Genomic DNA, 26,465 nt, shown 5'->3' with positions numbered 1-26,465 from the left:
CCACCACACCACCAACGACGGAGTGACCCACATGATCGACCCGATGATCGGCATGCCGCAGGGCCTGGAGTGGCTCGTGATCCTGGCGATCGTGGTGCTCGTGTTCGGTGCCGCCAAGCTGCCCGACCTGGCCCGTAGCTCGGGACAGGCGCTGCGCATCTTCAAGACGGAGACCAAGAGCCTCCGCGACGATGACGACGCCGAGAAGACCCCCGAGCAGCGCGAGATCGAGGCCCGCAACGAGGCCCACGACCCGGCCGCGGGTGGCGAGGTGCGCAACGACACCTCCGGTGAGGTGCTGCGCGAGCGGCGCGACGACACCACCGCCTGATCGCCGGAGTCCAGAAGAGCGTGAGGATTGCCGGTCTCGTCGGCCTGTTCAAGGGGCCGTCGCCCGATGCTGTCGGCCCCGACGGACGGATGGCACTCGCCGACCACTTCCGCGAGTTCCGCGCGCGGCTGCTGCGCTGCCTGCTGGTGTTCGGCGTCGCTCTCGCGGTGGCGATCGTCTTCCGCCATGCGATCTACGACGCCGTCTACGGCCCCTACCAGGACGCCCAGAAGACACTGGCGGAAGGCACGTCGATCGCCACGACCAGCGGCGCAGGCGCGGGCCTTCTCCTCTGGTTGACCCTGTGCGGCTTCGCCGCCGCCATCGTGACCGCGCCCTACTGGCTCTACCAGATCTGGGCCTTCGTGCTGCCCGGGCTCTATGCCCAGGAGCGGAAGATGAGCCGCATCTTCGTGGCGGTCGCCGGTCCGCTCTTCCTCACCGGCATCGTCCTGGGCTACGTGACCCTGCCGATCGCCCTGGAGGTGCTGATCGGCTTCAACCCCGACGGCGTCACCAACCTCATCGACTTCAACGACTACCTGCAGTTCTTCACCCGCACGCTCTTCGTGTTCGGGCTGGCCTTCAACATCCCGGTCTTCGTCGTGCTGCTCAACTTCGCCGGCGTGGTGAAGGGGTCCGCGCTCAAGGCCTACCGGCCATGGATCGTCATCGGCACCTTCATCTTCGCTGCCGTCGCGACGCCGTCGGCCGACCCCTTCACGATGACCCTGATGGCGGTCCCGATGGTGCTGCTGTTCTTCGCCTCGGAGGCCATCGCGCGGTTCAACGACAAGCGTCGCGCCCGCCGCGCACCCAACGCCGGCCTCTCGCCCGACGAGCTGTCCTCCATCTGAGGCCCCGGCCGGCTCTGACAGGGTGGACCCATGCAGGCCACCCTCACCGACATCGACCCGTTCGACCTGCCGGAGTGGCTGGGCACCGGCGACGTGGTCTGGCGCGCCGACGAGGGCCTGCAGACCGGGCACCTCGTCCGGGGTCGGCTGGCGGCGGACCAGCCCGACGACCGGGCAGAGGTGGCCCAGGAGATCGTGTGCGACCTGCTCGCGGTCGACGAGGCCTACCCGGCTCCGGTCGTGGACGACGCGACCCGGCTGCGGGTCCACCAGGCGTGGCGCCACGGACAGGTCGTGATCGGCGAGCACGGCTCGCGCATGGTCCTGGCCGTCCCGGGGACCCGCTTCGGTCCCGAGCTGGTGCTCGACGCCCTCGGTCGGCTGGCCCGCGCGGTCGGGGCACGCACCGAGCGGTACGCCGTCCTGCTGCGGCTGGGCTGACCCGCCACCGGCGCGCTGGCGCCGGGCGTGCGGGAGAGTCGAGCCGTCCGGTCGGTGCCGGGGGATAGGGTCGCGCCATGCACGACCCGGCTGCGCCCGACCGCCTCGTGCGGGGGCGGGAGATCGCCCTGCTGACCAACCCGACGTCGGGTCGCGGCAAGGGGGCACGCCATCGCGACGCCGCCCTGGCCCGGCTGCGGGAGAGCGGCTTCGTCGTGCGCAACCTCGCGGGTCGCGACGCCGACGAGGCGGCCGACCTGGCCCGCGCGTGCGTCGCCGACGGTGTCGAGGCCCTCGTGGTGTGCGGCGGCGACGGCCTCGTGCACCTCGGCGTGCAGGCCGTGGCCGGCACCGGCACACCCCTCGGCGTGATCCCCAGCGGCACCGGCAACGACTTCGCGCGCTACCTCGACCTCCCGCGCACCGACCCCGTGGCGGCCGCCGACCGCGTCATCGCGTCGCGGCGGCGCACCATCGACCTGGCCCGCAGCGGCGACCGGTGGTTCGTGACCGTGCTCGCCGCGGGTTTCGACGCGATCGTCAACGAGCGGGCCAACGCGATGACCTGGCCCCGTGGCCAGATGCGCTACAACATCGCCACGCTGGCCGAGCTCCGCACGTTCCGCCCGATCCCCTACGTGCTGCAGCTCGACGGCGAGACCGTCGAGCACGAGGCGATGCTCGTCGCCGTGGGCAACGGACCGTCGTTCGGGGGCGGGCTCCGGATCACCGAGGGCGCCCTCCTCGACGACGGGCTGCTCGACGTCGTGGTCATCACCCGGATGAGCAAGCCCAAGCTGGTCCGTTCCTACCCGCGCCTGTTCACCGGGCGGATCGACGGCGTGGCGGAGTACGTCCACCGGCGGGTGCGGAGCGTCACCGTGGCGGCGCCCGGCATCGTGTCGTACGCCGACGGCGAGCGCTTCGGCCCGCTGCCCCTGACCGTCGAGTGCGTTCCCGGCGCGCTGGACGTGATTGCATGAGGACCCCATGAGCACCCCACGACGTTCTTCTCCTCCGCTCCGCTCCTCCGAACAACGCCGCGGGGACCCCGCATGACCGAGCACGACGACCAGCCCACGCCCGCCGAGCGCTACGCGGCGTTCCAGCGCGAGAAGCCCTTCCCGATGCTCAAGGACTTCGAGGGCCTCTACGGCTTCGAGCTCGACGACTTCCAGCTCCGCGCCTGCCGGGAGATCGAGGACGGCCGCGGCGTGCTCGTCGCGGCCCCGACCGGGTCCGGCAAGACCGTCGTTGGCGAGTTCGCCATCCACCTGGCGCTCCAGACCGGGCGCAAGGCGTTCTACACGACGCCGATCAAGGCCCTGTCCAACCAGAAGTACCACGACCTGGTGAAGCGCTACGGCGCCGACAAGGTGGGCCTGCTGACCGGCGACAACGTGGTCAACGGCGAGGCGCCCGTGGTCGTGATGACCACCGAGGTGCTGCGCAACATGCTCTACGCCGGGTCCCGCACGTTGCTCGGCCTCGGGTTCGTGGTCATGGACGAGGTGCACTACCTCGCTGACCGGATGCGCGGCGCGGTGTGGGAGGAGGTCATCATCCACCTCCCGGAGTCGGTGACCCTGGTGTCCCTCTCGGCGACGGTCTCCAACGCCGAGGAGTTCGGCGAGTGGCTGGCCACGGTCCGCGGTGAGACCACGACGATCCTGGAGGAGAAGCGGCCGGTGCCGCTGTTCCAGCACGTCATGGTCGGCCGCCGGCTGCTCGACCTCTTCGCCTCCTCCGACGTCGACGCCAGCGCCGGCTTCGTGAAGGAGGGCGCGCCGGTCAACGACGAGCTGACCCGCATCGCCCGCGACGACTGGGCGAGCTCGCGGCTGATGCGCGACCGGCGTTCGCCGCGCAAGGGCAAGCCCGGGTCGCCGAAGAACCCCCGGTCGGTGGGCAACGGGCGTCGGGTGTGGATCCCGAGCCGCGTCGAGGTCGTCGAGCGACTCGACCGCGAGGGCCTGCTGCCGGCGATCGTGTTCATCTTCAGCCGGGCCGGGTGCGACGCGGCGGTGACCCAGCTCGTCCAGGCCAACACCCGCCTGACGACCGCCGCCGAGCGCGACGAGATCTTCGCCCGGGTCGAGGAGGCATCCCGCACCCTGCCCGAGGAGGACCTCCACGTCCTGGGCTACCACGAGTTCCTCGACGGACTGACCCGCGGCGTCGCCGCGCACCACGCCGGGCTGCTGCCGGCGTTCAAGCAGGTCGTCGAGGAGCTGTTCCAGGAGGGCATGGTCAAGGTCGTCTTCGCCACCGAGACCCTGGCGCTCGGCATCAACATGCCGGCCCGCACGGTGGTGATCGAGAAGCTGTCGAAGTGGAACGGCGAGACCCACGCCAACCTGACGCCGGGGGAGTACACCCAGCTCACCGGGCGCGCGGGGCGGCGTGGCCTCGACATCGAGGGCCACGGCGTCGTGCTCTACCAACCGGGGATGAACCCCGGCGAGGTCGCCGGTCTGGCCTCCACCCGCACCTACCCGCTCCGCTCCTCCTTCCGACCGTCCTACAACATGGCGGTCAACCTCGTGCACCAGTTCGGCCGCGCGACGTCGCGTGAGCTGCTCGAGCAGTCCTTCGCCCAGTTCCAGGCCGACAAGGCGGTCGTCGGGCTGGCCAGGCAGGTGCACAAGGCCGAGGAGGCCCTCGACGGCTACCGCGAGGCCGCTACGTGCCACGTCGGCGACTTCATGGAGTACGCCGCCCTGCGCCGGCAGATCTCCGACCTCGAGAAGGGGGCCGCCCGGGAGCGCCGCATGGACCGCCGCGAGGAGGCGATGCGGTCGCTCGGCAAGCTGCGCCCCGGCGACGTGATCCACGTGCCCGCCGGCAAGTTCAGCGGCCTCGCGGTCGTGATCGACCCGGGCCACTCGGGCGACGAGCCACGCCCCTACGTCCTCACCGCCGACCGCCAGGCGCGGCGGCTCGCACCGATGGACTTCCCGACCCCGGTGGAGGCCGTCGGGCGGCTGCGGATCCCCAAGTCGTTCAACGGTCGCAACCCGGGGATGCGGCGCGACCTCGCGACGGCGCTCCGCGCCAAGGCCCACGACCTCGACGCCCCGGGGGAGCGGCGCGCCAAGCAGGGTGACACCTTCGGCGACACCGCCACGGACCGGGAGGTCGCCCGCCTGCGCACCGAGCTCAAGGCGCACCCGTGCCACCAGTGCCCCGAGCGTGAGGACCACTCGCGGTGGGCGGAGCGCTGGTTCAAGCTCCAGCGCGACACCGAGACCCTGAAGCGGCGGGTGGACAACCGCACCAACACGGTCGCGCGCACCTTCGACCGCGTCTGCGACGTCCTGGCCGCGCTCGGCTACCTCGAGGGCGACAAGGTCACCGAGAAGGGTTCGCACCTGCGGCGGATCTACACCGACATGGACCTCGTCGCGGCCGAGGCGATCCGGGCCGGGCTGTTCGACGGGCTCGCCCCCTCCGAGCTGGCGGCCGTGCTGTCGGCGCTGGTGTTCGAGGCGCGACGCGCCGACGACGCCACCTCGCCCAAGATGCCCGGCGGCCAGGTGCGGCCGGTGCTCGGCGAGCTCGTCCGCCTCTGGGGCCAGCTCGACGCGCTCGAGCGGGACCACCACCTCGACTTCCTCCGCGAGCCCGACATGGGCTTCGCCTGGGCGGCGTGGCGCTGGGCCGAGGGCGACGCCCTCGACGACGTGCTGATGGTGACCGGGCTGTCCGCCGGCGACTTCGTGCGCTGGATGAAGCAGCTGCTCGACCTGTGCGGCCAGGTCGCCGACGCGGCGGGGGAGCGGGAGCTGCGCGAGACGGCGCGGGCGACCGCCCGGCTGCTCAAGCGCGGCGTGATCGCCTACAGCGTGCTGGCCGACTGACGCGCAAGGGACCGACGGGCTCGCCGCGGTGCGGGGTCGGAACCGGCCGGCCAGTGATGTGGAAGGCTTCCGGCCATGGCCACCGGCGACCGTCTCCTGCTGCTCGACACCGCCTCGCTCTACTTCCGGGCGTTCTTCGGCGTGCCCGACTCCGTGCGGGCGCCGGACGGCACCCCCGTCAACGCCGTGCGCGGACTGATGGACTTCATCAGCCGCCTCGTGGGGGAGTACGACCCCACCCACCTGGCGTGCTGCTGGGACGACGACTGGCGCCCGCAGTGGCGCGTCGACCTGCTCCCCTCCTACAAGGCCCACCGCGTGGTGCGCGAGGTGCCGGGACCGAAGCCGGACGTCGAGGAGGTGCCCGACCCCCTCGAGGCGCAGATCCCGGTCATCCTGTCGGTGCTCGAGGCCTACGGCATCCCGGTCGTGGGGCACGCCGAGATGGAGGCCGACGACGTCATCGGCACCCTCGCCACCGACGCCGGCATGGCGGTCGACATCGTGACCGGCGACCGCGACCTCTTCCAGCTCGTCGACGACGACGCCGAGGTGCGGGTGCTCTACGTCGCCCGCGGCGTCAGCAAGCACGAGCGGGTCGACAACGCGTGGGTGCGCGGCAAGTACGGCGTCGACGCCCACCAGTACGCCGACCTCGCAACGCTGCGCGGGGACGCGTCCGACGGCCTGCCCGGGGTCGCCGGCGTGGGGGACAAGACCGCGGCGACGCTGCTCAACAGGTTCGGCACCATCGACGCCGTCATCGCCGCGGCCGGCGACCCCGACTCCGACATGGGTCCCGGACCGCGCGGCAAGATCAAGGCGGCTGCCGACTACCTCTCCGTCGCGCCCCGCGTGGTCGCCGTACGCCGTGACCTCGACCTAGGGGGGCGCGACCTGACCCGTCCCCGTACGCCCGCCGACCACGACGCCGTCGTCGCCCTCGACGCGCAGTGGGGGCTCGGCTCGTCTGCCGTGCGCCTGGTGGAGGCGCTGTCCGGCTCACACTAGGGTGTCGCGCGTGAGCTCCTCCGAGGTCGAGTCCAAGGACCGGCAGATCCTCGCGCTGCTGGCCGCTGACGGACGCATGTCCTTCACCGACCTGGGCAAGGCGACCGACCTGTCGACGTCCGCGGTGCACCAGCGCGTCAAGCGTCTCGAGCAGCGCGGGCTGATCATGGGCTACGGGGCGACCGTCGACCACGACCAGCTCGGTCGCCCGCTGACCGCCTTCATCTCGATCACGCCGATCGACCCGTCGCAGCCCGACGACTACCCCGACCGGCTCAGGGGCATCACGGAGATCGAGTCGTGCTGGTCGGTGGCGGGCGAGGAGTCCTACATCCTCAAGATCCGCGTCGCCACGCCACTCGCGCTCGAAGAGCTGCTGGCGCGGATCCGCGCAGTCGCGAGCGTCTCCACCCGCACCACCATCGTGCTGTCGACGCCGTTCGAGAACCGACCCGTCGACTGACCGCGGGATGGTTGACCGTCGCACGCTGCTGCTGGACACGGCCCTCGAGCTGGTCGGGACCCAGGGGATGCGCGGGCTGACGCACCGCGCCGTCGACGCGGCCGCCGACCTGCCTGCGGGGTCGACGTCCAACTACTTCCGCACCCGCGAGGCGCTGGTGCTCGGCATCGTCGAGCGGTTCATCGTCCGCGAGCGGGAGATGGCCACCGGGCCGCGCGACCAGGTCGACCCGACACCGGACGGCGTCGCCGAGGCGCTGGGCCGCTTCGTCGACCGCGCGCTCGGTCCCGACAGGATGGTGACACTCGCCCGCTATGCCATCCTCGTCGAGACCGCTCAGAACCCGGGGCTTCGCGCGGGGATGGCGCTCGGTGCCGACCAGGTCGACACGTGGGGCCTCGACCTCATCACTCGCGCCGGCTCGCGTGACCCGCACCGGGACGTCGGCCTCCTCGCCAACTACGTCACCGGGCTCGTGCTGCACGAGCTCGCGTTGCCGTCGCCCGACCTTGACGCCAGGGCCAGGATCCGCGCGGTGATCGACACCCTGGGCTGGACCGTCGGCGAAGCCTCTTGACGCGCAGGCACTACACGTGTAGTTGTTAGGGATGGCAGATCTCCGTGCCCAGCTGCTCGACGCAGGCATCGAGCTCGTCGCCGACCAGGGAGTCAGCGGACTGACCCACGACGCGGTGGACGCCCGGGCCGGGGTCGCCGCCGGCTCCACGGAAGTGCGGTTCCCGACGAACCGGGCGCTGGTCGAGGGCGTGACGCAGCGCTGCATCGAGCGGGAGATGGAGATGGCCTCCGGCCCGAACGGGGAGATCGAGGCGTCGCGCGAGGGGCTTGCGTCGGCGTTCGGAGCCTTCGCCCACCGCGCGCTCGGCGTCGACCGTGCCACGACGCTTGCCCGTTACATGCTCCACGCGGAGGCCGCCCGCACGCCCGCGCTGCGCGCCTTCTACGCAGTCGGGGCGGACGAGGTCGACACCTGGGCGCTGGACCTCGTACGTCGTGCCGGTTCCCGCCACCCGGAGCGGGACTACGGGATCATGGCGAACTACGTCACGGGCCTCGTCTTCCACGAGCTGGCGCTGCCGACGCCCGGCCTCGACGTCGCGGGGCGCGTGCGCACCCTCATCGACGCCCTCGGGTGGCGAGCAGCATGAATGGGGCGACCACTGTGTCGGAGCTGACCCGCACGCTGCGCGACGGCTTCATCGAGACGCTCGTGGGGCTCGAACCCGACCAGTGGGTCGCCCCCTCGCTGTGCTCGGAGTGGCGGGTGATCGACGTCGCCGCCCACCTCGCCTGGGCCCCGGTTCTGGGCATCGGTGCCGGAGCGGCCGCGATGGGGCGGCACGGGTTCTCGATGAACCGGATGATCGCCCGCTCGGCCGTCGGCTGGTCCGAGCGCGGCCACGAGGCCATCCTCGCCCAGCTGCGCGACAACGCACGGACCGGCGCGACACCGATCGGCATGCCCCCGGTTGCTGCGCTGGCCGACGCCGTCGTGCACGGGATAGACGTACGTCGCCCCCTCGGGATCCCGGCACAGGTGCCGGCCGAGGTGCTCGCCCCGCTCGCCGAGTTCAGCATGGCTACTCCCTGGCCGCTGAACGTGGTGGTCGGCGGGAGCGCGCGACGCCGGGTCGCCGGCGTGCGCCTCGTGGCCACCGACAGCGACTGGACCCATGGCTCGGGCCCCGACGTCCTCGCCTCGACCGAGATCCTCCTGCTGGTCCTCTACGGCCGCCCCGTCGCCCCCGATCACCTCACCGGCCCCGGCGCCCCGGTCCTCCTCGCCCGCCTCTGACGCCCCTTCTGCATGCGGCAGCGATACCGATCCCCGATCGAAGTCCCCGCACGTGCGGGGACTTCGTCGCGTGTAGGCGGCCGCAACGGCCTACACGCGCCAGACTGCTCCTCCAACTCGGCTCAGCCCTGCGCGCGGCGCGCCAGCGCTCGCCGGATCCGATCGGCCAGGACCAGCGGGCGTGCAAGGTCTTCCCAGGTGATTCGAATGCAGATCCAGCCGGTGGCCAGGCAGATCTGCTCCTCGCGGCGCTTCTCTCGCAGCACGTAGTCGGCGACGGTCTCGCCAGGCCGGCGGTGCTGCTCGTACTTGATGCGGCCGTCGAACTCGAGGAAGACGCCCAGGCGGCGCCACAGGAAGTCGACGATGCCGAGCAGGTTCCCGGCGGCGTCGAACACGTCGACCTGGGGTTCGGGGCGCGGGATGCGCTGCTCGTGGAAGAAGTGCCACACCCGTGCCTCTGCGACATTGGTGAGGCGCCGATCAGCACGCGACAGGACGATGCGCGTGTTCAGACTGAACGGCCAGTGCCGCGTGAGCGATGCGGCCTCGGCGAGCTCGGCCTCCGTGGACAGACCGAGGTGCAGCACTCCGCACGCCACCACGAGGCCGACCTCCGGGCGATTGGACGTCACCACCTCGATCACCGCGCGGGCAGGTCTGACCACGCGGACGCCGTCGCGGAGCAGCCACTGGCGTTTGCCGAGCGTCGCTCGATGATGGACGACCCCCGCCTCGCGTCGCCCCGGTCGCCCGTCGGTTCGTGTCACGTGGGTGAGACCCAGCTCGATTCCCCACAGCGGGACGTCGTACTCGGCCAGCGCGCACTGGTGGCTGAGGACTGACGACGGATGCGCTGTCCTCAGGACCGCTCGCGACCGCGCACGCATCATGCCAACTGCATCGAGGCCCTTGACCAGATCTGTCGGCACGTAGGCGCCGTACCGCAGCTTCGTCAGCGACCCGGACCGTACGTGTCGTCGGATGTCGCGGTCCGTGTAGCCCTCGTCAACGAGGTCGCGCCGTAGACGCACGTCAGTGGGGGAGAGCTGGAAATCAGTCATGCCCCTGGATGCCCGCCCGACGATTGTGGACAAACACCGAGGCCGTCCCTCTGTGGAGAACGCCTACTTGGAGGGCGAGTCCGACACACAGTGGGTGTTGCAGCGGCCTACACGTGACGAAGTCCCCGCACGTGCGGGGACTTCGACAGGTTGCGGGACCGCGGGGCGGGCAGGCGGCGGACCTACCAGGCCTGGAGGGCAGCCGTACGGCGCGACGCCTCGGCCATCTCGGCGGCCTTGAGGGAGGCCTCGTCGAGGCGCCCGTGCTGCTCCCACCACTGCTGGCCGGACTCGGGGAGGGTGTGGATCGGGTCGTAGTACTCGTAGTAGCGCGAGAGGGCCTCGATGTCGTCGGCCTCGATCGAGGTGCGGTAGTTCTTCGTCCAGTAGGAGATGCCGTGCTCGGTGTCGTAGTCGGCGTTCTGGTGGACCCAGCGCTTGCCGACGAAGGGCACGTCGCAGACGATGCGCGGCGTGGCGAAGCCCGGCAGGTAGCCCATGATGTGGTGCTGCAGGCGCTGCGCGTCGGCGAGCGAGACCCGCCAGTGCTCCGAGAACGGGATCATGTCGCACATGTAGAAGTAGTAGGGCATGATCTGCGCGCCGTCGAGGAGCCGGAAGCACAGGTCGAGCAGGGCGTGCGGGTCGGCGTTGACGCCGTCGAGCAGCACCCCCTGGTTGCGTACGTCGCGCAGGCCGGCGTCGAGCATCGCCCGCGAGGCCTCGGCCACGATCGGCGTGATGGAGTTCGCGTGGTTGGCGTGGGTGTGCATCGCGAGCGAGACGCCGCGCGAGCGCGCGACCGCGGCGACACGGGCGACGCCCTCGACCACGTCGGGCTGCAGCCAGTGCTGCGGCAGGCCGATGAGGGCCTTGGTCGCGAGCCGGATGTCGCGGATGTTGTCCACCTCGAGCACCGCCATGAGGAACGCCTCGAGACGCGGCCACGGCATGTTGGCGACGTCGCCGCCGGAGACCACGACGTCGCGCACGGACGGCGTACGACGCAGGTAGTCGATCATGTCGCCGAGCCGGTCGTTGGGCTTGCCGGCGAACTTCAGCTTGTCGATGACCGCGGTCGAGTTGCCGACGAGGTCCATGCGGGTGCAGTGGCCGCAGTACTGCGGGCACGTCGGCAGCAGCTCGGCGAGCACCTTGGTGGGGTAGCGGTGGGTGAGGCCCTCGGTCGCCCACATGTCGTGCTCGTGGAGCGAGTCGCGCGCGGCGTGCGGGTGGGAGGGCCAGTCGGTGCGGCGGTCGCTGAAGACCGGGACCATGTAGTGGCGCACCGGGTCGGCGTAGAACGCCTCGGTCAGCGAGCCCGGGCCCGCCGGCGACACCGTCGGCACCATCGTGTTCATCATCTGCGGCGGGACGAGCATCGACATCGTGGCCCGCTCGGCCTGGTCGCGCTCGAGGTCGGCGTAGAAGCGCTCGTCGAGGAGGTCGCCCATCAGCTCGCGCAGCTGCTTGACGTTCTTGATGCAGTGGGCGCGCTGCCACTGGACGGACGCCCAGTCCGCGGCGGTCACGTCGGACCAGCCGGGGAAGCGCGTCCAGTCGGGCTCGACGAGCTCGACCCGCTGGTAGGGGTAGGGCTGGCCGGTGGCGAGTGCCCCCTCCAGCGAGGTGGCGGTCTCGATGCTCATGGGTTCTCCTCGCGGTGGCCCCGGACCGCCTCGGGCGGCGGGGTCAGGTCTGACGGCGCGCCGGTTGTGTGTGCGGCGACACATCTGGGAGAGTACGTGGAGAACATGCGGCGAGTCCAATGCCACGCCGCAAGATTTGCGGTTCAACGCGACGAACCTAGAAGGATGCCCTGCATGAAGACCTCCTCGGACATCCAGGCGGACGTCCGCACCAGCGACCCGACCGGCCTGCACCGCGTCCTCGACGAGGGTGCGGTGCTGCCCCAGGCCGCCCGCCGGCTCGACACCCGCGCCGAGCTCTGGCCCGACGAGGTGCGCATCCGCGTCGAGCGGCTCAACCTCGACGCCGCGTCGTTCCGCCAGCTCGAGCGCAAGCACACGAAGTACGGCGAGAAGCACGGCGACGCGGTCCGCGCCGAGGTGCTCGACATCGTCGCCAGCCGCGGCAAGATGCAGAACCCCGAGACGGGCTCCGGCGGGATGCTCGTCGGCACCGTCGAGGAGGTCGGACCCGAGTCGCCGCTCGGCCTCGCGGTGGGGGACCGCGTCGCGACCCTGGTCAGCCTCACGCTGACCCCGCTCGTCATCGAGGACGGCCTGGCCCGCTGGGACGGCGACAGCGAGCAGGTGCCGTGCGACGGCTACGCCGTGCTCTTCGGCCGATCGATCGCCGCCGTCATCCCCGACGACCTCGAACCCGCCCTGTCGCTCAGCGTGATGGACGTGTGCGGAGCCCCGGCACTCACCGCCCGCGTCGTGGAGGAGTACGTCGCCCGCGGTCACGCCCCGGTCGTCGCCGTCATCGGAGGGGCGGGCAAGTCCGGCTCCCTCAGCCTGGCCGCCGCCCGCAAGGCCGGTGCCGCCCGCACGATCGGCGTCGTGCCCCACGAGGGTGAGCACGACCTGCTCACCGCTGCCGGCCTCGCCGACGCCGTCGCGGTCGCTGACGCCCGCGACCCGATCGCGCTGCGGGACGCCGTCACCGCCGCCGGCGGCCCGGCGGACGTCACGGTCGTGTGCGTCGACGTCCCCGGGTGCGAGGGCGGCGCCATCCTCGCCACCGCCGAGGGCGGCACCGTGATCTTCTTCTCCATGGCCACCAGCTTCAGCGCCGCCGCCCTGGGCGCGGAGGGCCTGGCCGCCGACGTGCGGATGCTCGTCGGCAACGGCTACGTCCCGGGCCACGCCGCCTACGCGATGGAGCTGCTACGCGGCGACGCCGGCGTCCGCGGACTCTTCGAGCGGAGGATCTGACATGGCCCGCCCCACGAGCGCCCTCGGCATCGACCGCGGCGACGTACGCCGTGCCCGCACGCTGGCCCGCCAGGTCGGCAAGCCGATCGTCGACCTCGCCCAGCGCCACACCACGGTGAGCGTCGAGCGCGCCACCCTGCGCCTCGCCGGGCTCGGCGGCGCCGACCCCGACGGCACCCCGTGGGTCAACCGGCTCGCCGACGTCGTACGCGCCGACGTCGGGCTCGAGCACGGGGTCAGCCTGCCGGTGTGGGACGCCCTGCTCCGCGGCGAGGGCGACGACCTGCTCACGCTCGCCCAGAAGGCGGCCGCCGGCTCGGTGACGTTCCGCGTGCCCGAGGGCAGGGACGCGAAGCGCGCAAGCGCCGCCGCCCGCAAGGCGGTCGGGGCCGGCATCAAGCAGGTCGACCGGCAGCGTGTCGCCCGCGAGCGGATGATCGCGAAGGTCGGCGACGCCCCGAGCAAGCCCTGGATCTACCTCATCGTCGCCACCGGCGACATCCACGAGGACATCCCGCAGGCGCAGGCCGCCGCCCGCGAGGGCGCCGACGTCATCGCCGTGATCCGCTCGACCGGCCAGTCGCTGCTCGACTTCGTCCCGGAGGGCGCCACCCGCGAGGGCTTCGCCGGCACCTACGCCACGCAGGAGAACTTCCGCCTCATGCGGGCCGCCCTCGACGAGACGTCGAGGGAGCTCGGTCGCTACGTCCGCCTCACCAACTACGCCTCCGGACTGTGCATGCCGGAGATCGCTGCGCTGGCCGGCCTCGAGCGGCTCGACATGATGCTCAACGACTCGATGTACGGGATCCTCTTCCGCGACATCAACCCGATCCGCACCTTCGTCGACCAGCGCTTCAGCCGACAGGTCCACGCCCGGGCGGGGATCATCATCAACACCGGCGAGGACAACTACCTCACCACCGCCGACGCGATCGAGGCCGCCCACACGGTCACGACGAGCCAGCTGCTCAACGAGTACTTCGCCAAGGAGGCCGGTCTCGAGGACTGGCAGCTGGGCCTGGGCCACGCCTTCGAGATCGACCCCGAGGTGCCCGACTCGTTCCGGCTCGAGCTGGCCCACGCCATGCTCGCCCGCGAGCTGTTCCCGGACGCGCCGCTCAAGTGGATGCCGCCCACGCGGCACATGACCGGCGACATCTTCAAGGGCTACCTGCTCGACGGCTTCTTCAACCTCGTCGGTGCCATGACCGGCCAGGGCATCCTGCTCGTGGGCATGATGACCGAGGCGGTCGTGACCCCGTGGATCTCCGACCGAGACCTGGCCCTGCAGAACGTCCGTTACGTGATGAACGCCGCCGGCAACCTGCGCGAGGACTTCCACCCGTCGCCCGACGGGTTCATCGCCTCCCGCGCCCGCGAGGTGCTGGGTGAGGCGATCGGCCTGCTCGAGGACATCAAGGCCGACCGCAGCGTCCCGGGGGAGCCGCCGCTGCTCTCGGCGATCGCCGACGGCACCTTCGGCCTGATGAAGCGCCCGGCCGACAAGGGCAGGGGCCTCGACGGCGTCGCGGAGAAGGCGCCCGACTACTACAACCCGGCGACCGAGATCCTCGAAGGAGACAAGTGAGCCTCATCCGTCCCTACGGCGACACCACCGGCGACGGCATGGTGCAGCTGTCCTTCACGCTCCCGATCGAGCACTCCAAGGTCGCCGAGGGCGCCGCGGCGCAGCTGGCCAACAAGATGGGCATGGACCCGGCGCTGGTCGTCCACGCCAAGCCGATGGGGGAGGGCTTCACGTTCTTCGTCGTCTACGGCCGGGTCAACCACCTCGTCGACCCGAGCACGGTCGAGGTCGTGGAGCGCGACTACCCGCTGCTGACGCCCAAGGAGGCCAACGCCGCGATCAAGCGGTCGATGCGCCGCCGCCTGGTGGTCGTGGGCGGCTGCATCGGCACCGACGCCCACACCGTCGGCATCGACGCGATCCTCAACATCAAGGGGTTCGCGGGGGAGAAGGGCCTGGAGTACTACCGCGAGCTCAAGGTCGTGAACCTCGGCGCCCAGGTGTCCGTCCCGCAGCTCGTCGAGGCCGCCCGCGAGGAGAAGGCCGACGCCGTGCTCGTCTCGCAGGTGGTCACCCAGCGCGACGCCCACCTGCTCAACACCCGCGAGATGTCCGCGGCCTTCCGCGAGGCCTACCCGGCAGCCAAGCGCCCCCTGCTCGTCGTCGGCGGACCTCGCTTCGACGAGACGATGGCGGGCGAGCTCGGCGTCGACCGCGTCTTCAGCAGGGGTACGACGCCGGGCGAGGTCGCGTCGTTCATCGTCCACCGACTCACCCAGGAGAAGGCTTCATGAGCGATCGCACCGGCACCGTGGTCACCCACCGCCGCTACGTCCCCTACTCCCACGCCCACTACGCCGGCAACCTCGTCGACGGGGCCTACAGCCTCGGCCTGTTCGGCGACGTGGCCACGGAGATGTGCATCGTCCTCGACGGCGACGAAGGCTTGTTCGCGTCCTACTCCGACGTGCAGTTCCGGGCGCCCGTCCGGGCCGGCGACGTCCTCGAGATCACCGCGACGCTGGTGAAGGAGGGGACGCGGAGCCGGGTGATGGACTTCGCCGTGAACGTCGTCGGGAGGGGCGCTCCGAGCGACGACGCACCCGGGCGCGCGGAGGTCCTCGACCCGCCGGTGGTCGCCACGACCGCGACAGGCACGGTCGTCGTCCCGCCCGCACCGCGCGGCTGATTCCCCATCGTCGGCGTGTCATGCGTCGACACGCCGACAGCGCTGAGATTTGTCGGACAAGTTTCGCCCGACCCCCGGTCCGTTGACCTGCAGGAACGCACGTCGTCGCAGGTCAGGGAGGTGTTGACACCTCCTCGCGAGGGCGAGAGGGTTCCCGGGTCCGCCTGTGCAGCTCGCGGGTGGCGCCTTCGACAGAGCGGAGACGAGCGTGGGGCACGCGGAGCCAGCGGTGCCCACCGCCCGTCGACCGGTCGGCGGCGCCCCGCGGGGGCTGGATGCGGGAGGGACCACGGGGCCGTAGACAACTTCGCGCGCTCGTCAGCCAGACGGGTGCGTGTTGGTCCGAAGCCCCCCGGTTCCTCCCGCACCGCTGCAGGCACTCGATCCTCCCCATCGGGCCGTCGGCTACGGTCTGTGCGTGTTGCTCCGCTGCCTCCTCGCCCTCGCCGGCGGGCTCGCGCTGGCGGCTGCGTTCGAGCCGGTCGGGTACTCGTGGCTGATGCCCCTCGCGATCGCGGTGCTCGTCCTGTGCGTGCGTGGCCTCGGACCGCGACGGGCGTGGCTCCCGAGCCTGGTCTTCGGCGTGGCCTTCGTCTACGCCGTGATGGTCTGGATGCGCTCGGTCGGCACGGACGCGTGGATCGCGATGTGCGCGATGGAGGCGGCCTTCTTCGTGCCGCTCGGCATCGGGATCTCGTGGAGCATGCGGGTGCGCGCGTGGCCGGTCCTCGCCGCGCTCTGGTGGGTCGGGATCGAGACGTGGCGCAGCGGGTTCCCCTTCAGCGGGATGCCGTTCGGCCGGCTGGTCTACGCGACCGCCGACACGCCGTGGGCCGACGCCCTGCCGTGGATCGGCATGACGGGCGTCAGCTTCCTCGTCGCGCTGACCGGCACGACGCTCGCGTGGGTCGTGCTGCACGCGCGCTCGCCCACGCGGGCGACGTACGCCGTCGTGGCCGGGCTGGCCGTCGTGACCCTCGCGCCGGCACTCGTGCCGTTTCCGCTCGAGCGCAGCGGCACGGCCACGGTCGCGGCCGTGCAGGGCGACGTGCCCGGCACGGGGCTCAACGTGCCGGCCGTCCATCGTGAGGTGACGGCCAACCACGTGCGGCTCACCGAGGACCTCGCCGACGCGGTCGCCGCGGGGGACGAGCCGCTCCCCGACTTCGTGGTCTGGCCGGAGAACTCCACGGCCGTCGACCCGTTCCTCGACACCGAGGTCCATGCCGGCATAGTCGCGGCCTCCGACGCGATCGGCGTGCCGATCCTCGTGGGCGGCACCAACAGCAACCCGCTCGACGACACCCAGGTGCTCAACCAGGGGATCGTCTACCAGCCCGGCCTCGGCAGCGGCGACCGCTACACCAAGCGGCACCCGGTGCCCTACGGCGAGTACATCCCGTTCCGCGGCAGCAGCTGGATGCCGTCGACCTACGGCCGGCTCACCGAGGTGCCGCGCGACATGGTCCGCGGCACCAGCCTGGAGCCGATCCGGATCGGCGGCCTGCGCGTGGCCGACGCGATCTGCTTCGACGTGGCCTACGACGAGGGCATCGCCGGCCAGGTGTCGCGCGGCGCCGAGCTGGTCACGGTGCAGACGAGCAACGCGATGTTCAGCCGCACCGGCCAGCTCGCGCAGCAGTTCGAGATCAGCCGTCTACGCGCGCAGGAGACCGGTCGCTGGGTCGTGGTGGCAGCGATCAACGGCATCTCCGGCGTCGTACGCCCTGACGGCTCCGTCGTCGCCTCGGTCCCGGCACGCGGGCAGGAGGTCCTCGTGGAGGACGTCGGCCTCAGCACGACCCGCACCCTCGCTGTCCGGCTCGGCGTCTGGCCCGGACGACTCGTGATGCTCTTCCTCGTCCTGCACACGGCTTTCGTGCTCGTCACCTATCGTCGTCGCCGGCAGCGCGACCGCGCCGACCACCACCTGCAGGAGCCCCAGCAGCCCCGGCAACCCCTAGAGCGAGGTACTCCCGCGTGAGTGTCGACGGCCTCGGCCGCTGTGTGATGGTCGTCCCGACCTACAACGAGTCGGAGAACCTCGAGTGGATCGTCGGGCGGCTGCGTGCCGCCCAGCCCGGCGTCGACGTGCTGGTCGTCGACGACAACAGTCCCGACGGCACCGGTGACCTCGCCGACCGCCTGGCCGCCGCCGACCCGGCCGTGCAGGTCGTGCACCGCACCGAGAAGGCCGGACTGGGCGCCGCCTACCTCCACGGCTTCGACGTCGCGCTCCGCGCCGGCTACGACGTCATCGGCGAGATGGACGCCGACGGCTCCCACCAGCCCGAGCAGCTGCAGCGGCTCATCGACGCCCTGCACACCGCCGACCTCGTGATCGGCTCGCGCTACGTCCCGGGCGGCTCGGTGGTCAACTGGCCCGCCCAGCGCCTGCTGCTGTCGCGCGGCGGCAACCTCTACGTCCGGCTGCTGCTCGGGATCCGCGTCAAGGACGCGACCGCCGGCTACCGCCTGTTCCGTCGTACGACACTCGAGGCGATCGACCTTGGCTCGGTGAGGTCTACTGGATACGTGTTCCAGACCGACCTCGCCTACCGCACCGTGAGCCGCGGCCTCCGCCTGACGGAGGTGCCGATCGAGTTCATCGAGCGCGAGCGCGGCGACTCCAAGATGAGCGGCCAGGTCGCGAGCGAGTCGCTGCGCATGATCACCCGGTGGGGGCTCTCCGAGCGTCGCCGGCAGCTGCGACGGTCCAGGGTGCGGGCATGACCTCACCCACCCCGCCCTCAGGTCCGCGACGCCGCCGCCGCTGGGTGCGCCCGGTCCTCGCCGTCGCGTTCGTCGTCGTGCCGCTGGTCGAGATCTGGGCCATCCTGCAGGTCGGCCAGCTCGTGGGACCCTGGTGGACGATCGTCCTGCTCGTCCTGGACAGCATGCTCGGCGCGTGGCTGATCAAGCGCGAGGGCGGTCGTGCGTGGACGGCACTGCGCGAGGCGCTCCAGCACGGCCGGATGCCCGCCCGCGAGATCGCCGACGGAGCCCTGATCCTCATCGGCGGCACGTTGATGCTCAGCCCCGGCTTCGTCCTGGACATCGCCGGGATCGTGCTGATCCTGCCGTTCACCCGGCCCGTTGCTCGCCGACTGCTGACCAAGGTCGTCGAGCGCCGCCTCGTGGTCGCGCCCACCTTCGGGACGCCGTTCGGACGCCCGGGGGCCGGACCGGGGTTCGGGCCTGGCTTCGGAACCGGTTTCGGTCCCGGAGACGACGAACGCCCCGGACCTGGGCCCGGGGGCCCGGTGGTCCGGGGCGACGTCGTCGAGTGACGCTGCACCAGCTGGATCAGGCGGTCAGCTGACCCGCTTCTTCTTGTTGGCGCGGTGCAGGTGCGCCGGGCCGATCTCGCCGCCGCGCAGCAGCTCGAGGCGCTCCTTGAGGATGTCCTCGAGCTCCTTCTCCGAGCGACGCTCCAGGAGCATGTCCCAGTGCGTACGAGCCGGCTTCTCGACCTTGGCCTCCGGGAGGATGCCCGCGGTGCTCAGCGCTTCGGCGCCGCAGCGCGGGCACTCCCACACTGCCGGGATGTCGGCCTCGACCGACATCGTGACCTCGAAGTCATGTCCCTGCTTGCACCGATAACCGACCTGCTGACGAGCTGCGAACTCGATGCCGCGCTCATCCTCGAAACTCTGGCCGCCGAGCCGTGCGCCACGTAGTGTGCGCTCCGCCACCGTGCCCACCTCCATTGGGTTGCTGACACCCGTTGTGTTGTGTTCGGGTTCTCCAGGTGCAACGAGCCAGACCGTGGATCGTGACGCCGCTCGTGACGACGCGGCTCGGCTGCCCCTGGAACTTCTACGATCTTCAACGGTAGCGGGGCCAGCACAATTCCGTGGATTCGTGGTGTCGTCGGCCACGCTCAGGCGAGACGAACTTCACCCCAGGGGGTGAAGTCTGCCGACCGGGGTGCGGGCCAGGCCGACGGCGGGCTCAGATCACGGCGGGTACGTCGTTGCCGGCCTCGCGGATGCCCCGCTCGGTGTCGACCCGGGTGAGCAGCAGGCCACCGATGACGAAGAAGGCGATCAGGGCGAACAGCGCCGGCCGGTAGGAGTCGGTGATGGCCAGCACGATGCCGAAGGTGGCCGTGCCGAACCACGACGTCCCGCGGTCCATCGCGTGGTAGAAGCTGAAGTACTCCGCCTCCTTGCCCCGGGGGATCAGGAGCGAGAAGTAGGACCGGGCGAGGGCCTGGGTGCCGCCGAGGACGATGCCGATCGCCACGCCCATGAGCAGGAAGAGGGCGACGTTGCCAGCGGGCAGGAACAGGCCCGCGGTCACGATGACGCACCAGATGGCGAGGCCCATCAGGATGGTCCGCTTGGCGCCGATCCGGCCGGCGAGCCGGCCGAAGAGCAGCGCACCGCCGAAGGCGACGAACTGCACCATGAGGATGGTCGCGATCAGGATCGTCTGGCCGTGGCCGAGCTCCTCGGAGCCGTAGACCGACGCGGACGCGATGACGGTCTGGATCCCGTCGTTGAAGAAGAGGTAGGCGATCAGGAACGTCAGCGCCATCGGGTACTGGCGCATGTCGCGCAGGGTGGCGCCGAGCTGGCCGAAGCTGCGACGGATCGCGTTGCCCTCGACCTGCTCGACGGCGACCGGCGGGTGGTCGTTGAGCCGGAGGTAGGGGATGAAGGTGAAGCCGGCCCACCACACGGCGGCCGACAGCATGCAGAGGCGGGCCGCGAGCGCCTCGTCGAGCCCGAGGGCCTCGTGGCCGAGGTAGACGGCCAGGTTGAGCACGAGCAGGAGACCGCCGCCGAGGTAGCCGAACGCCCAGCCGCGAGAGGACACCCTGTCCCGGTCGTCCTCGTCGGAGATGAGCGGCAGGATCGAGTCGTTGACCACGCCGGCGGCGCCGAAGAACAGGTTGCCCAGCACGATGCCGACGGCGGCGAGCTCCCAGTTGTCGCCGGTGGCGAAGAAGATCAGGGCGGCGAAGAACGAGCCGATCCAGGCCAGGGTCGCCAGCAGCCGCTTCTTGTTCGCCACGCGGTCGGCGTACGCCCCCAGCGGCGGCAGGATCAGCGCGGACAGGATCGTGGAGACCGTGATCAGCCAGAAGAACAGCGAGTCCGGCGGGAGCGAGAGCCCGGCGACCTCGAACCGTCCGTCCTCGCCCCCGACGGCGTTCTCGGCCAGGTTGATGAAGTAGGGGCCGAAGAAGACGGTGCCGATGGTGGTCGTGTAGGCGCTGTTGGCCCAGTCGTACCAGTACCAGGCCTTCTGCTCCCGAGCCTGCTCCAGCGGCTTGAGGTTGGCGATCCCGCCGTCCACGTCGGTCATGCGTCCCCCTCCATGCGGTCCCCGGACGTCACTGGTCGGGGCCGTTCCACTGTCCGCGGGCGCGGAGCACGTCCCTGAGTATGTCCGTGCGATCGGTCATGATGCCGTCGACACCACGGTCCAGGAGGGCGTTCATCTCAATTGGGTCGTCGATCGTCCACACGTGCACCTGGACGCCTGCCGCCTGGGCACGTCGTACGAGCCCGCGCGAGACCACGAGCAGGCGACCGCGACGGTGGGGCACCTGCAACGCCACCGGTCGGCCACGGGTGAGCCACCGGGCGAGCCGGGCGCTGGGGGAGAGCACGAAGGCGACCACCTCCAGCGGGTGGGCCGAGGTGGCCACCCGGCCCCCCGTGCGCCGGCGGAAGGCGTTCATCCGGCGGCCGGAGAAGGAGCCGACGAGCACCCGGTCCCACGCGTCGCGCTCCTCGATGAAGCGCGCGAGCGACTCGACCGCGCCCTCGGACTTGAGGTCGATGTTGAACCGCGCCCCGGGGAAGGTGTCGAAGAGGTCGGCCAGGGTCGGCACCCGCTCGCGCCCGCCGATCATCGCCTGCCGCACCTCGTCGTACGTCGAGTCCGCGATGCTGCCGGTGCGGTCGGTCACCCGGTCCAGGACCGTGTCGTGGAAGGCCAGCAGCACCCCGTCGCTGGTCACGTGGACGTCGGTCTCGAGGTAGGTGTAGCCCAGCTCGACCGCGTGGGTGAACGCCGCGAGCGTGTTCTCGAGGCCCTCGATGTCCGGGTGGTAGGCGCCGCCGCGGTGGGCGAAGGCCAGCGGGCGTCGGGCGTCGAGGTAGGCCGGTCCAGTCGGGTGCGGTGGTTCCACGCGAGAAGTATGGGGGTCAGCGGTACCGTCAGGGGATGGAGAGCATGACGTGTCCCCGGTGCGGTGTCGAGATGGATGAGCGGACCCACGGCGAGGCGACGGTCAGCTCGTGCCCCGAGGGGCACGGGGTGTTCCTCGCGCGCGCCGACCTGGGGATGCTGGTCGAGGCCGAGAACGACTGGCACCGCAACGCCGGCCAGCACACCGCACCCCTGCCCCGGATCACCGCCGACATGACCGCCCCGCCCGCCGCGGGCAAGGTCTCCCGGGCCTGGGTGGAGACGCTCTTCAGCTGAGTCCCTCGGTGGTCGAGTGGCCGAGCGAGGCACGAGCTAGGCGTATCGAGACCCACCACGAGGGTGGGATCTCGACACGGCCCTGCGCGTCTCAGATGTCCCGGAAGGTCTCGATGTTGGCGCCGAGCTCGTTGAGGCGCTCGGCGAGGTCCTCGTAGCCGCGGTGGATGACGTACGTCGAGCGCAGCACGCTGCGGCCCTTCGAGGCGAGCATCGCGATGAGCAGCACGACGGCCGGGCGCAGGGCGGGCGGGCAGACGATCTCCGCGCCCGAGAAGTGCGTCGGCCCCTCGATCAGCACGCGGTGCGGGTCGAGGAGCTTGACCTGTGCCCCGAGCTTGTTGAGCTCGGTGAGGTAGATGGCGCGGTTCTCGTAGACCCAGTCGTGGAGGAGCGTCTGGCCCTCGGCCACGGCGGCGATCACGGCGAAGAACGGCAGGTTGTCGATGTTGAGGCCGGGGAACGGCATCGGGTGGATCTTGTCGAGAGGCGCGCGGAGCTCGGAGGGATGCGTGGTGATGTCGACCAGCCGGGTCTCGCCGTTGAGGGCGGCGTACTCGGGGGAGCGGTCGTAGCGGAAGCCCATCTCCTCCAGGGTCGCCAGCTCGATCTCGAGGAACTCGATCGGCACCCGGCGGATGGTGATGGACGACTTGGTGACGATGGCGGCGGCCAGGAGCGACATCGCCTCGATCGGGTCCTCGGCGGGGGCGTAGTCCACGTCGACGTCGATGGACGACCGGCCGGTGACCTTGAGCGTCGTGGTGCCGATGCCCTCGACCTCGACGCCCAGGCGCTGGAGGTAGAAGCACAGGTCCTGGACCATGTAGTTGGACGAGGCGTTGCGGATCACGGTCGTGCCGGGGTGGAGCGCCGCGGCCATGAGGGCGTTCTCGGTGACCGTGTCGCCGCGCTCGGTCAGCACGATCGGCCGGGAAGGCTCGATGGTGCGGTTGACGCTGGCGTGATAGCTCCCGTCGCTCGCCTTCACCTCGAGGCCGAAGGGTCGCAGCGCCGACATGTGCGGCTCGACCGTGCGCTCACCCAGGTTGCAGCCACCGGCGTAGGGAAGGTCGAACTCGTCGTAGCGGTGCAGCAGCGGGCCGAGGAACATGATCACCGAGCGCGTGCGTCGCGCCGCGGCCTCGTCGATCGCGGCCAGGTTGAGGTCGGCGGGCGGGATGATCTCCAGGTCGTTGTCGTCGCCGACCCAGCGGGTGGCCACGCCGAGGGAGTTGAGCACCTCGAGCAGTCGGTTGACCTCCTCGATGCGGGCGACCTTGCGCAGCGTCGTACGACCCTTGTTGAGCAGGGAGGCGCACAGCAGCGCCACACCGGCGTTCTTGGAGGTCTTCACGTCGATCGAGCCGGACAGCGTCGTCGGACCGTCGACGCGCAGGTGCGTGGGCCCCGCGCCGAGGGCGACGATCTCGGAGTCGAGAGCCGCGCCGATGCGCGCGAGCATCTCGAGGGAGAGGTTCTGGTGACCCTTCTCGATGCGGTTGATGGCGCTCTGGCTCGTGCCGAGCAGCTCTGCCAGCTGGTGCTGGGTGAGCCCGCGGTGCTTGCGGGCGTCGCGGATGAGGTTGCCGATGCGACCCTTGTAGTCAGCCATGCGGATCACGGTATCTCAGATATGAGATAAAGCGAGATCGGCACTCCGGGGCCGGTCCGGGACGCTCGCCCCCAGGGAGGGGGCGGCTGCCGACCGCCGTGGCAGGATCGCCGCATGCGTGCAACCACCATCCATGCGCCCGGCGACATCCGCTTCGAGGACGTGCCCGACCCGCGTATCGAGGAGCCCACCGACGCCATCGTCAAGGTGGTCGCGGGCTGCATCTGCGGCTCCGACCTGTGGCCCTACCGCGGCGAGAACGACGTCAGTGCGGGCTCGACCATCGGCCACGAGTGCGTCGGCGTCGTGGAGGAGGTGGGCTCGGACGTCTCGACCACCAAGGTCGGCGACTTCGTGATCGTGCCGTTCTGCCACTGCGACAACACCTGCGCGCACTGCCGTGCAGGCATGCAGTCGGCGTGCGTCAACCTCGGGGTCACCCAGAGCGGACAGGGCGAGTACGCCCGGGTGACCCAGGCCGACGGCAGCCTCGTCGCCACGGACGGGATGCCCGACGACGAGCTCATCCCGTCCCTGCTGGCCCTGACCGACGTGATGGCGACCGGGTGGCACGCCGCGGTCGCCGCGGGCGTGCAGCCCGGCCACACCGTCGTCGTGGTCGGCGACGGCGCGGTGGGCCTCAGCGGCGTCCTGGCCGCGGCCCAGATGGGCGCCGAGCGGGTGATCGCGATGTCGCGCCACGAGCCCCGCCAGGAGATCGCCCGCGCCTTCGGGGCGACCCACGTGGTCGCCGAGCGCGGCAAGGAGGGCGAGGCGCGCATCGCCGACCTCACCGACGGGGTGGGGGCCGACGCCGTCCTCGAGTGCGTCGGCACCGACGGCGCGATGAAGACGGCGTTCACCGTCGCGCGACCGGGCTCGACCGTCGGCTTCGTCGGCGTGCCGCACGGTGTCGAGCTGCCGGTGCGTCGCATGTTCCAGAAGAACGTCGGCCTCGCCGGTGGCATGGCTCCCGTGCGCCGCTACCTGCCCGACCTGCTCGACCGCGTGCTGTCCGGTGCCATCGACCCGGGGAAGGTCTTCGACCTGACGCTGCCGATGGCCGAGTCGGCCGAGGGCTACCGGGCGATGGACGAGCGCCGCGCGATCAAGGTGCTCCTCCAGCCATGACGACACCCGACGACCGACTGCTCCTGGGCCCTCTGCTCCGCTACGTCGACGAGACGTCGGCGGCCATCTGGGTCGAGACGGCCGCTCCCGCGACCGTCACGGTCACCCGTGGCGCCGCCTCGGCGACCGCCCCGACGTTCGTGGTCCACGACCACCACTACGCCCTCGTCGAGCTCGACGGCCTCGAGCCCGGCACCACCGAGGCCTACTCCCTCGCGATCGACGACGACCGGGTCTGGCCGCCCGCCGGGTCGCCGTTCCCGGACCCCGTCATCGCCACCTTGGAGGCGGGGCGTCCCCTCCACCTGTCGTTCGGCTCCTGCCGCACGTCGGTCTCCCACGACGAGAAGGGCAACAAGACCCACGGCGTCGACGCCCTGCGCGCGTGGGCGTTGCGCGTCGCCGGCCAGGTCGAGGCCGCCGACCCGTCCGACGCGGACCTCGACCCGGACCGGCTGCCCGACCTGGTGCTCTTCCTCGGCGACCAGGTCTACGCCGACGAGACCACCGACGCGATGCGGGAGTTCATCGAGTCGCGGCGCGACATCGAGCAGGCGCCCTGGACCGAGCTCAAGGACTACGAGGAGTACGCCCACCTCTACAAGCTCGCCTGGTCCGACCCCGCCAACCGGTGGCTGCTGTCGACCGTGCCCAGCGCGATGATCTTCGACGACCACGACATCCGCGACGACTGGAACACCTCGATGGACTGGCGCCGCGAGATGGAGGCAACGTCGTGGTGGCACGGCCGCATCGTCTCCGGCCTGGCGTCGTACTGGGTCTACCAGCACCTCGGCAACCTGTCGCCCGCCGAGCGGGAGAAGGACGAGGTGTACGCGCAGGTGCTGGCGCACCGGGGCGATGCCGAGCAGGACCTCGGACCGTTCCTCGACGACTTCGCGGACCGGGTCGACCAGCAGCCCCAGACCTACCGGTGGAGCTACACCCGCGACTTCGACACGCAGGCCCGCCTCGTCGTCGTCGACTCTCGCGCGGCCCGCAAGCTCGACCCGGACGACCGCGCGCTGCTCGACGACGACGAGGCGGCCTGGCTCGACGAGCAGCTGCGCGGCGACGTCGACCACCTGTTGATCGGCACGTCGCTGCCGTTCCTGCTCGCCCGCGGCCTCCACCACCTCGAGGCGTTCAGCGAGGCGCTCGCGCAGGGCGCGTGGGGAGAGCGCGGCGGCCGGGCGGGGGAGAAGCTCCGCCAGCTGGTCGACCTCGAGCACTGGGGCGCGTTCCAGACCAGCTTCCAGCAGGTCGCCCGCCAGGCGATGGAGGTCGCCGCCGGCAAGCGTGGGCGGGCGCCGTCCACCGTCACGTTCCTCTCCGGCGACGTGCACCACAGCTACGTCAGCGAGGCACGGCCGAGCCACGGTGGTCCGGCGCTGCGCTCCACTGTGCTGCAGGCGGTCTGCTCGCCGATCCGCAACCCGCTCTCACGCAACATGCGTTTCGCGACCGCGGTGCTCTCCTACGGCGTCGCGGGGCCCATGGGGCGGCTGGCGTCGAAGTCGGCGCGGGTGCCCGACGCGCCCCTCACGTGGACCTACGCCGAGGGGCCGTGGTTCGACAACAACCTGGCCTTCCTCCGGTTGGCCGGCCCGAGCCTGCGCATGTGGTGGGTCACGGGTGAGGTCGTGGATGACCACGACCGGCCGCGGCTGGCGAAGGTGGAGTCCTACGCCCTCGACGAGGACGGCAACCCGCCGCCGCGCGAGAGGTTCGTGTCGAAGGTCAACCGTCGGGTCAGGCGGCGTGCGAAGGACGACTCGGTGCGCGAGCGCTGAGGCCGGCTCTGGGGTG

Annotated in this window: 26 protein-coding genes; 20 read left to right on the top strand and 6 right to left on the bottom strand. The window is 71.1% G+C overall.

Features of this window, described 5'->3' with window-relative positions; genetic code table 11:
* Nucleotides 1–31: 31 nt before the first annotated feature.
* The 10 genes from tatA (at nt 32) to JOD65_RS14470 (ending at nt 8,779) form a co-directional block, all read left to right on the top strand.
* Nucleotides 32–331: a Sec-independent protein translocase subunit TatA gene (gene tatA, locus JOD65_RS14515; RefSeq protein WP_191196207.1), complete on the top strand. Its 300-nt coding sequence runs from the start codon at nt 32–34 to the stop codon at nt 329–331.
* Nucleotides 332–351: 20 nt separating this feature from the next.
* Nucleotides 352–1,188 carry a twin-arginine translocase subunit TatC gene (gene tatC / locus JOD65_RS14510; RefSeq protein WP_307821182.1) on the top strand — a complete coding sequence of 279 codons (837 nt, stop codon included), beginning with the start codon at nt 352–354 and terminating at the stop codon, nt 1,186–1,188.
* Nucleotides 1,189–1,218: 30 nt separating this feature from the next.
* A complete protein-coding gene (locus JOD65_RS14505; protein ID WP_191195641.1) occupies nt 1,219–1,629 on the top strand; it encodes a hypothetical protein in 411 nt (136 codons plus the stop codon).
* A 77-nt stretch (nt 1,630–1,706) separates the two neighbouring features.
* Nucleotides 1,707–2,612, top strand: a complete 906-nt coding sequence (locus JOD65_RS14500) for a diacylglycerol kinase (RefSeq protein ID WP_191195640.1) — start codon at nt 1,707–1,709, stop codon at nt 2,610–2,612.
* Nucleotides 2,613–2,684: 72 nt separating this feature from the next.
* Nucleotides 2,685–5,489 (top strand): DEAD/DEAH box helicase, encoded by a 2,805-nt coding sequence (locus JOD65_RS14495; RefSeq protein WP_191195639.1) that lies wholly within the window; start codon nt 2,685–2,687, stop codon nt 5,487–5,489.
* Nucleotides 5,490–5,564: 75 nt separating this feature from the next.
* Nucleotides 5,565–6,500 (top strand): 5'-3' exonuclease, encoded by a 936-nt coding sequence (locus JOD65_RS14490; protein WP_191195638.1) that lies wholly within the window; start codon nt 5,565–5,567, stop codon nt 6,498–6,500.
* Nucleotides 6,501–6,510: 10 nt separating this feature from the next.
* Nucleotides 6,511–6,963, top strand: a complete 453-nt coding sequence (locus JOD65_RS14485) for an Lrp/AsnC family transcriptional regulator (protein WP_307821181.1) — start codon at nt 6,511–6,513, stop codon at nt 6,961–6,963.
* A 7-nt stretch (nt 6,964–6,970) separates the two neighbouring features.
* Entirely contained in the window at nt 6,971–7,540 is a 570-nt protein-coding gene (locus JOD65_RS14480; RefSeq protein ID WP_191195637.1) for a TetR/AcrR family transcriptional regulator, read from the top strand.
* Between the two features lie 31 nt (nt 7,541–7,571).
* Nucleotides 7,572–8,132: a TetR/AcrR family transcriptional regulator gene (locus JOD65_RS14475; protein WP_191195636.1), complete on the top strand. Its 561-nt coding sequence runs from the start codon at nt 7,572–7,574 to the stop codon at nt 8,130–8,132.
* Nucleotides 8,129–8,779 carry a maleylpyruvate isomerase family mycothiol-dependent enzyme gene (locus tag JOD65_RS14470; RefSeq protein ID WP_191195635.1) on the top strand — a complete coding sequence of 217 codons (651 nt, stop codon included), beginning with the start codon at nt 8,129–8,131 and terminating at the stop codon, nt 8,777–8,779. Before JOD65_RS14475 ends, JOD65_RS14470 begins: the two co-directional genes overlap by 4 nt.
* Nucleotides 8,780–8,901: 122 nt before the next feature.
* Here JOD65_RS14470 and JOD65_RS14465 read toward each other — a convergent pair whose 3' ends face one another.
* Both JOD65_RS14465 and JOD65_RS14460 read right to left on the bottom strand, forming a co-directional pair.
* Complete coding sequence (locus tag JOD65_RS14465) at nt 8,902–9,876, bottom strand: putative endonuclease domain-containing protein (RefSeq protein ID WP_191195634.1); 975 nt, start codon at nt 9,874–9,876, stop codon at nt 8,902–8,904.
* Between the two features lie 149 nt (nt 9,877–10,025).
* Nucleotides 10,026–11,492 (bottom strand): KamA family radical SAM protein, encoded by a 1,467-nt coding sequence (locus JOD65_RS14460; protein WP_191195633.1) that lies wholly within the window; start codon nt 11,490–11,492, stop codon nt 10,026–10,028.
* Nucleotides 11,493–11,666: 174 nt separating this feature from the next.
* Here JOD65_RS14460 and kdd point away from each other — a divergent pair, with 174 nt between their 5' ends.
* The 7 genes from kdd (at nt 11,667) to JOD65_RS14425 (ending at nt 18,756) form a co-directional block, all read left to right on the top strand.
* Nucleotides 11,667–12,746, top strand: a complete 1,080-nt coding sequence (kdd, locus tag JOD65_RS14455) for an L-erythro-3,5-diaminohexanoate dehydrogenase (RefSeq protein WP_191195632.1) — start codon at nt 11,667–11,669, stop codon at nt 12,744–12,746.
* Between the two features lies 1 nt (nt 12,747).
* Nucleotides 12,748–14,337: a lysine 5,6-aminomutase subunit alpha gene (gene kamD, locus JOD65_RS14450; RefSeq protein WP_191195631.1), complete on the top strand. Its 1,590-nt coding sequence runs from the start codon at nt 12,748–12,750 to the stop codon at nt 14,335–14,337.
* A complete protein-coding gene (gene kamE, locus JOD65_RS24075; protein ID WP_191195630.1) occupies nt 14,334–15,071 on the top strand; it encodes a lysine 5,6-aminomutase subunit beta in 738 nt (245 codons plus the stop codon). Before kamD ends, kamE begins: the two co-directional genes overlap by 4 nt.
* A complete protein-coding gene (gene kal, locus JOD65_RS14440) occupies nt 15,068–15,466 on the top strand; it encodes a 3-aminobutyryl-CoA ammonia lyase (protein ID WP_191195629.1) in 399 nt (132 codons plus the stop codon). Before kamE ends, kal begins: the two co-directional genes overlap by 4 nt.
* Nucleotides 15,467–15,884: 418 nt before the next feature.
* The gene (lnt, locus tag JOD65_RS14435; protein ID WP_191195628.1) at nt 15,885–17,450 is read left to right on the top strand and encodes an apolipoprotein N-acyltransferase; all 1,566 of its coding nucleotides are present in this window, start codon (nt 15,885–15,887) and stop codon (nt 17,448–17,450) included.
* A 26-nt stretch (nt 17,451–17,476) separates the two neighbouring features.
* On the top strand, nt 17,477–18,199 hold the full coding sequence (locus JOD65_RS14430) for a polyprenol monophosphomannose synthase (RefSeq protein WP_191196204.1): 723 nt from the start codon (nt 17,477–17,479) through the stop codon (nt 18,197–18,199).
* The gene (locus tag JOD65_RS14425; protein WP_191195627.1) at nt 18,196–18,756 is read left to right on the top strand and encodes an FxsA family protein; all 561 of its coding nucleotides are present in this window, start codon (nt 18,196–18,198) and stop codon (nt 18,754–18,756) included. Before JOD65_RS14430 ends, JOD65_RS14425 begins: the two co-directional genes overlap by 4 nt.
* 24 nt (nt 18,757–18,780) lie before the next feature.
* Here JOD65_RS14425 and JOD65_RS14420 read toward each other — a convergent pair whose 3' ends face one another.
* The 3 genes from JOD65_RS14420 to JOD65_RS14410 all read right to left on the bottom strand — a co-directional run bounded on the left by JOD65_RS14420 (nt 18,781) and on the right by JOD65_RS14410 (nt 21,614).
* Nucleotides 18,781–19,161 (bottom strand): RNA polymerase-binding protein RbpA, encoded by a 381-nt coding sequence (locus JOD65_RS14420; RefSeq protein WP_191195626.1) that lies wholly within the window; start codon nt 19,159–19,161, stop codon nt 18,781–18,783.
* Between the two features lie 259 nt (nt 19,162–19,420).
* Nucleotides 19,421–20,782 (bottom strand): MFS transporter, encoded by a 1,362-nt coding sequence (locus JOD65_RS14415; RefSeq protein WP_191195625.1) that lies wholly within the window; start codon nt 20,780–20,782, stop codon nt 19,421–19,423.
* Between the two features lie 28 nt (nt 20,783–20,810).
* Entirely contained in the window at nt 20,811–21,614 is an 804-nt protein-coding gene (locus tag JOD65_RS14410) for a glycerophosphodiester phosphodiesterase family protein (protein WP_191195624.1), read from the bottom strand.
* Nucleotides 21,615–21,649: 35 nt separating this feature from the next.
* Between JOD65_RS14410 and JOD65_RS14405 the strand changes: the two genes are divergently transcribed.
* Nucleotides 21,650–21,910, top strand: a complete 261-nt coding sequence (locus tag JOD65_RS14405; RefSeq protein WP_307821180.1) for a TFIIB-type zinc ribbon-containing protein — start codon at nt 21,650–21,652, stop codon at nt 21,908–21,910.
* 91 nt (nt 21,911–22,001) lie between these two features.
* On the opposite strand, the gene JOD65_RS14400 is transcribed toward JOD65_RS14405, so the two are convergent.
* Complete coding sequence (locus tag JOD65_RS14400; RefSeq protein ID WP_191195622.1) at nt 22,002–23,525, bottom strand: helix-turn-helix domain-containing protein; 1,524 nt, start codon at nt 23,523–23,525, stop codon at nt 22,002–22,004.
* A gap of 114 nt (nt 23,526–23,639) precedes the next feature.
* Between JOD65_RS14400 and JOD65_RS14395 the strand changes: the two genes are divergently transcribed.
* Nucleotides 23,640–24,656 (top strand): zinc-dependent alcohol dehydrogenase family protein, encoded by a 1,017-nt coding sequence (locus JOD65_RS14395; protein WP_191195621.1) that lies wholly within the window; start codon nt 23,640–23,642, stop codon nt 24,654–24,656.
* A complete protein-coding gene (locus JOD65_RS14390; protein WP_191195620.1) occupies nt 24,653–26,449 on the top strand; it encodes an alkaline phosphatase D family protein in 1,797 nt (598 codons plus the stop codon). The genes JOD65_RS14395 and JOD65_RS14390 overlap by 4 nt, the downstream gene beginning before the upstream one ends.
* Nucleotides 26,450–26,465 lie beyond the last annotated feature (16 nt).

The sequence above is a fragment of the Nocardioides cavernae genome (genome assembly GCF_016907475.1).
Taxonomy (GTDB): domain Bacteria; phylum Actinomycetota; class Actinomycetes; order Propionibacteriales; family Nocardioidaceae; genus Nocardioides; species Nocardioides cavernae.
This window is presented reverse-complemented; position numbering and strand designations above follow the sequence as displayed.

What these genes read in the sequence shown, in the direction of transcription:
- JOD65_RS14460 (WP_191195633.1), bottom strand. Translation starts at nt 11,492, where the DNA reads ATGAGCATCGAGACCGCCACCTCGCTGGAGGGGGCACTCGCCACCGGC.
- JOD65_RS14490 (WP_191195638.1), top strand. Translation starts at nt 5,565, where the DNA reads ATGGCCACCGGCGACCGTCTCCTGCTGCTCGACACCGCCTCGCTCTAC.
- JOD65_RS14495 (WP_191195639.1), top strand. Translation starts at nt 2,685, where the DNA reads ATGACCGAGCACGACGACCAGCCCACGCCCGCCGAGCGCTACGCGGCG.
- kal (WP_191195629.1), top strand. Translation starts at nt 15,068, where the DNA reads ATGAGCGATCGCACCGGCACCGTGGTCACCCACCGCCGCTACGTCCCC.
- JOD65_RS14400 (WP_191195622.1), bottom strand. Translation starts at nt 23,525, where the DNA reads ATGGCTGACTACAAGGGTCGCATCGGCAACCTCATCCGCGACGCCCGC.
- JOD65_RS14425 (WP_191195627.1), top strand. Translation starts at nt 18,196, where the DNA reads ATGACCTCACCCACCCCGCCCTCAGGTCCGCGACGCCGCCGCCGCTGG.
- JOD65_RS14475 (WP_191195636.1), top strand. Translation starts at nt 7,572, where the DNA reads ATGGCAGATCTCCGTGCCCAGCTGCTCGACGCAGGCATCGAGCTCGTC.
- JOD65_RS14395 (WP_191195621.1), top strand. Translation starts at nt 23,640, where the DNA reads ATGCGTGCAACCACCATCCATGCGCCCGGCGACATCCGCTTCGAGGAC.
- JOD65_RS14480 (WP_191195637.1), top strand. Translation starts at nt 6,971, where the DNA reads ATGGTTGACCGTCGCACGCTGCTGCTGGACACGGCCCTCGAGCTGGTC.
- JOD65_RS14415 (WP_191195625.1), bottom strand. Translation starts at nt 20,782, where the DNA reads ATGACCGACGTGGACGGCGGGATCGCCAACCTCAAGCCGCTGGAGCAG.
- JOD65_RS14390 (WP_191195620.1), top strand. Translation starts at nt 24,653, where the DNA reads ATGACGACACCCGACGACCGACTGCTCCTGGGCCCTCTGCTCCGCTAC.
- JOD65_RS14470 (WP_191195635.1), top strand. Translation starts at nt 8,129, where the DNA reads ATGAATGGGGCGACCACTGTGTCGGAGCTGACCCGCACGCTGCGCGAC.
- JOD65_RS14430 (WP_191196204.1), top strand. Translation starts at nt 17,477, where the DNA reads ATGGTCGTCCCGACCTACAACGAGTCGGAGAACCTCGAGTGGATCGTC.
- tatA (WP_191196207.1), top strand. Translation starts at nt 32, where the DNA reads ATGATCGACCCGATGATCGGCATGCCGCAGGGCCTGGAGTGGCTCGTG.
- JOD65_RS14505 (WP_191195641.1), top strand. Translation starts at nt 1,219, where the DNA reads ATGCAGGCCACCCTCACCGACATCGACCCGTTCGACCTGCCGGAGTGG.
- kamD (WP_191195631.1), top strand. Translation starts at nt 12,748, where the DNA reads ATGGCCCGCCCCACGAGCGCCCTCGGCATCGACCGCGGCGACGTACGC.
- JOD65_RS14500 (WP_191195640.1), top strand. Translation starts at nt 1,707, where the DNA reads ATGCACGACCCGGCTGCGCCCGACCGCCTCGTGCGGGGGCGGGAGATC.
- JOD65_RS14405 (WP_307821180.1), top strand. Translation starts at nt 21,650, where the DNA reads ATGGAGAGCATGACGTGTCCCCGGTGCGGTGTCGAGATGGATGAGCGG.
- kdd (WP_191195632.1), top strand. Translation starts at nt 11,667, where the DNA reads ATGAAGACCTCCTCGGACATCCAGGCGGACGTCCGCACCAGCGACCCG.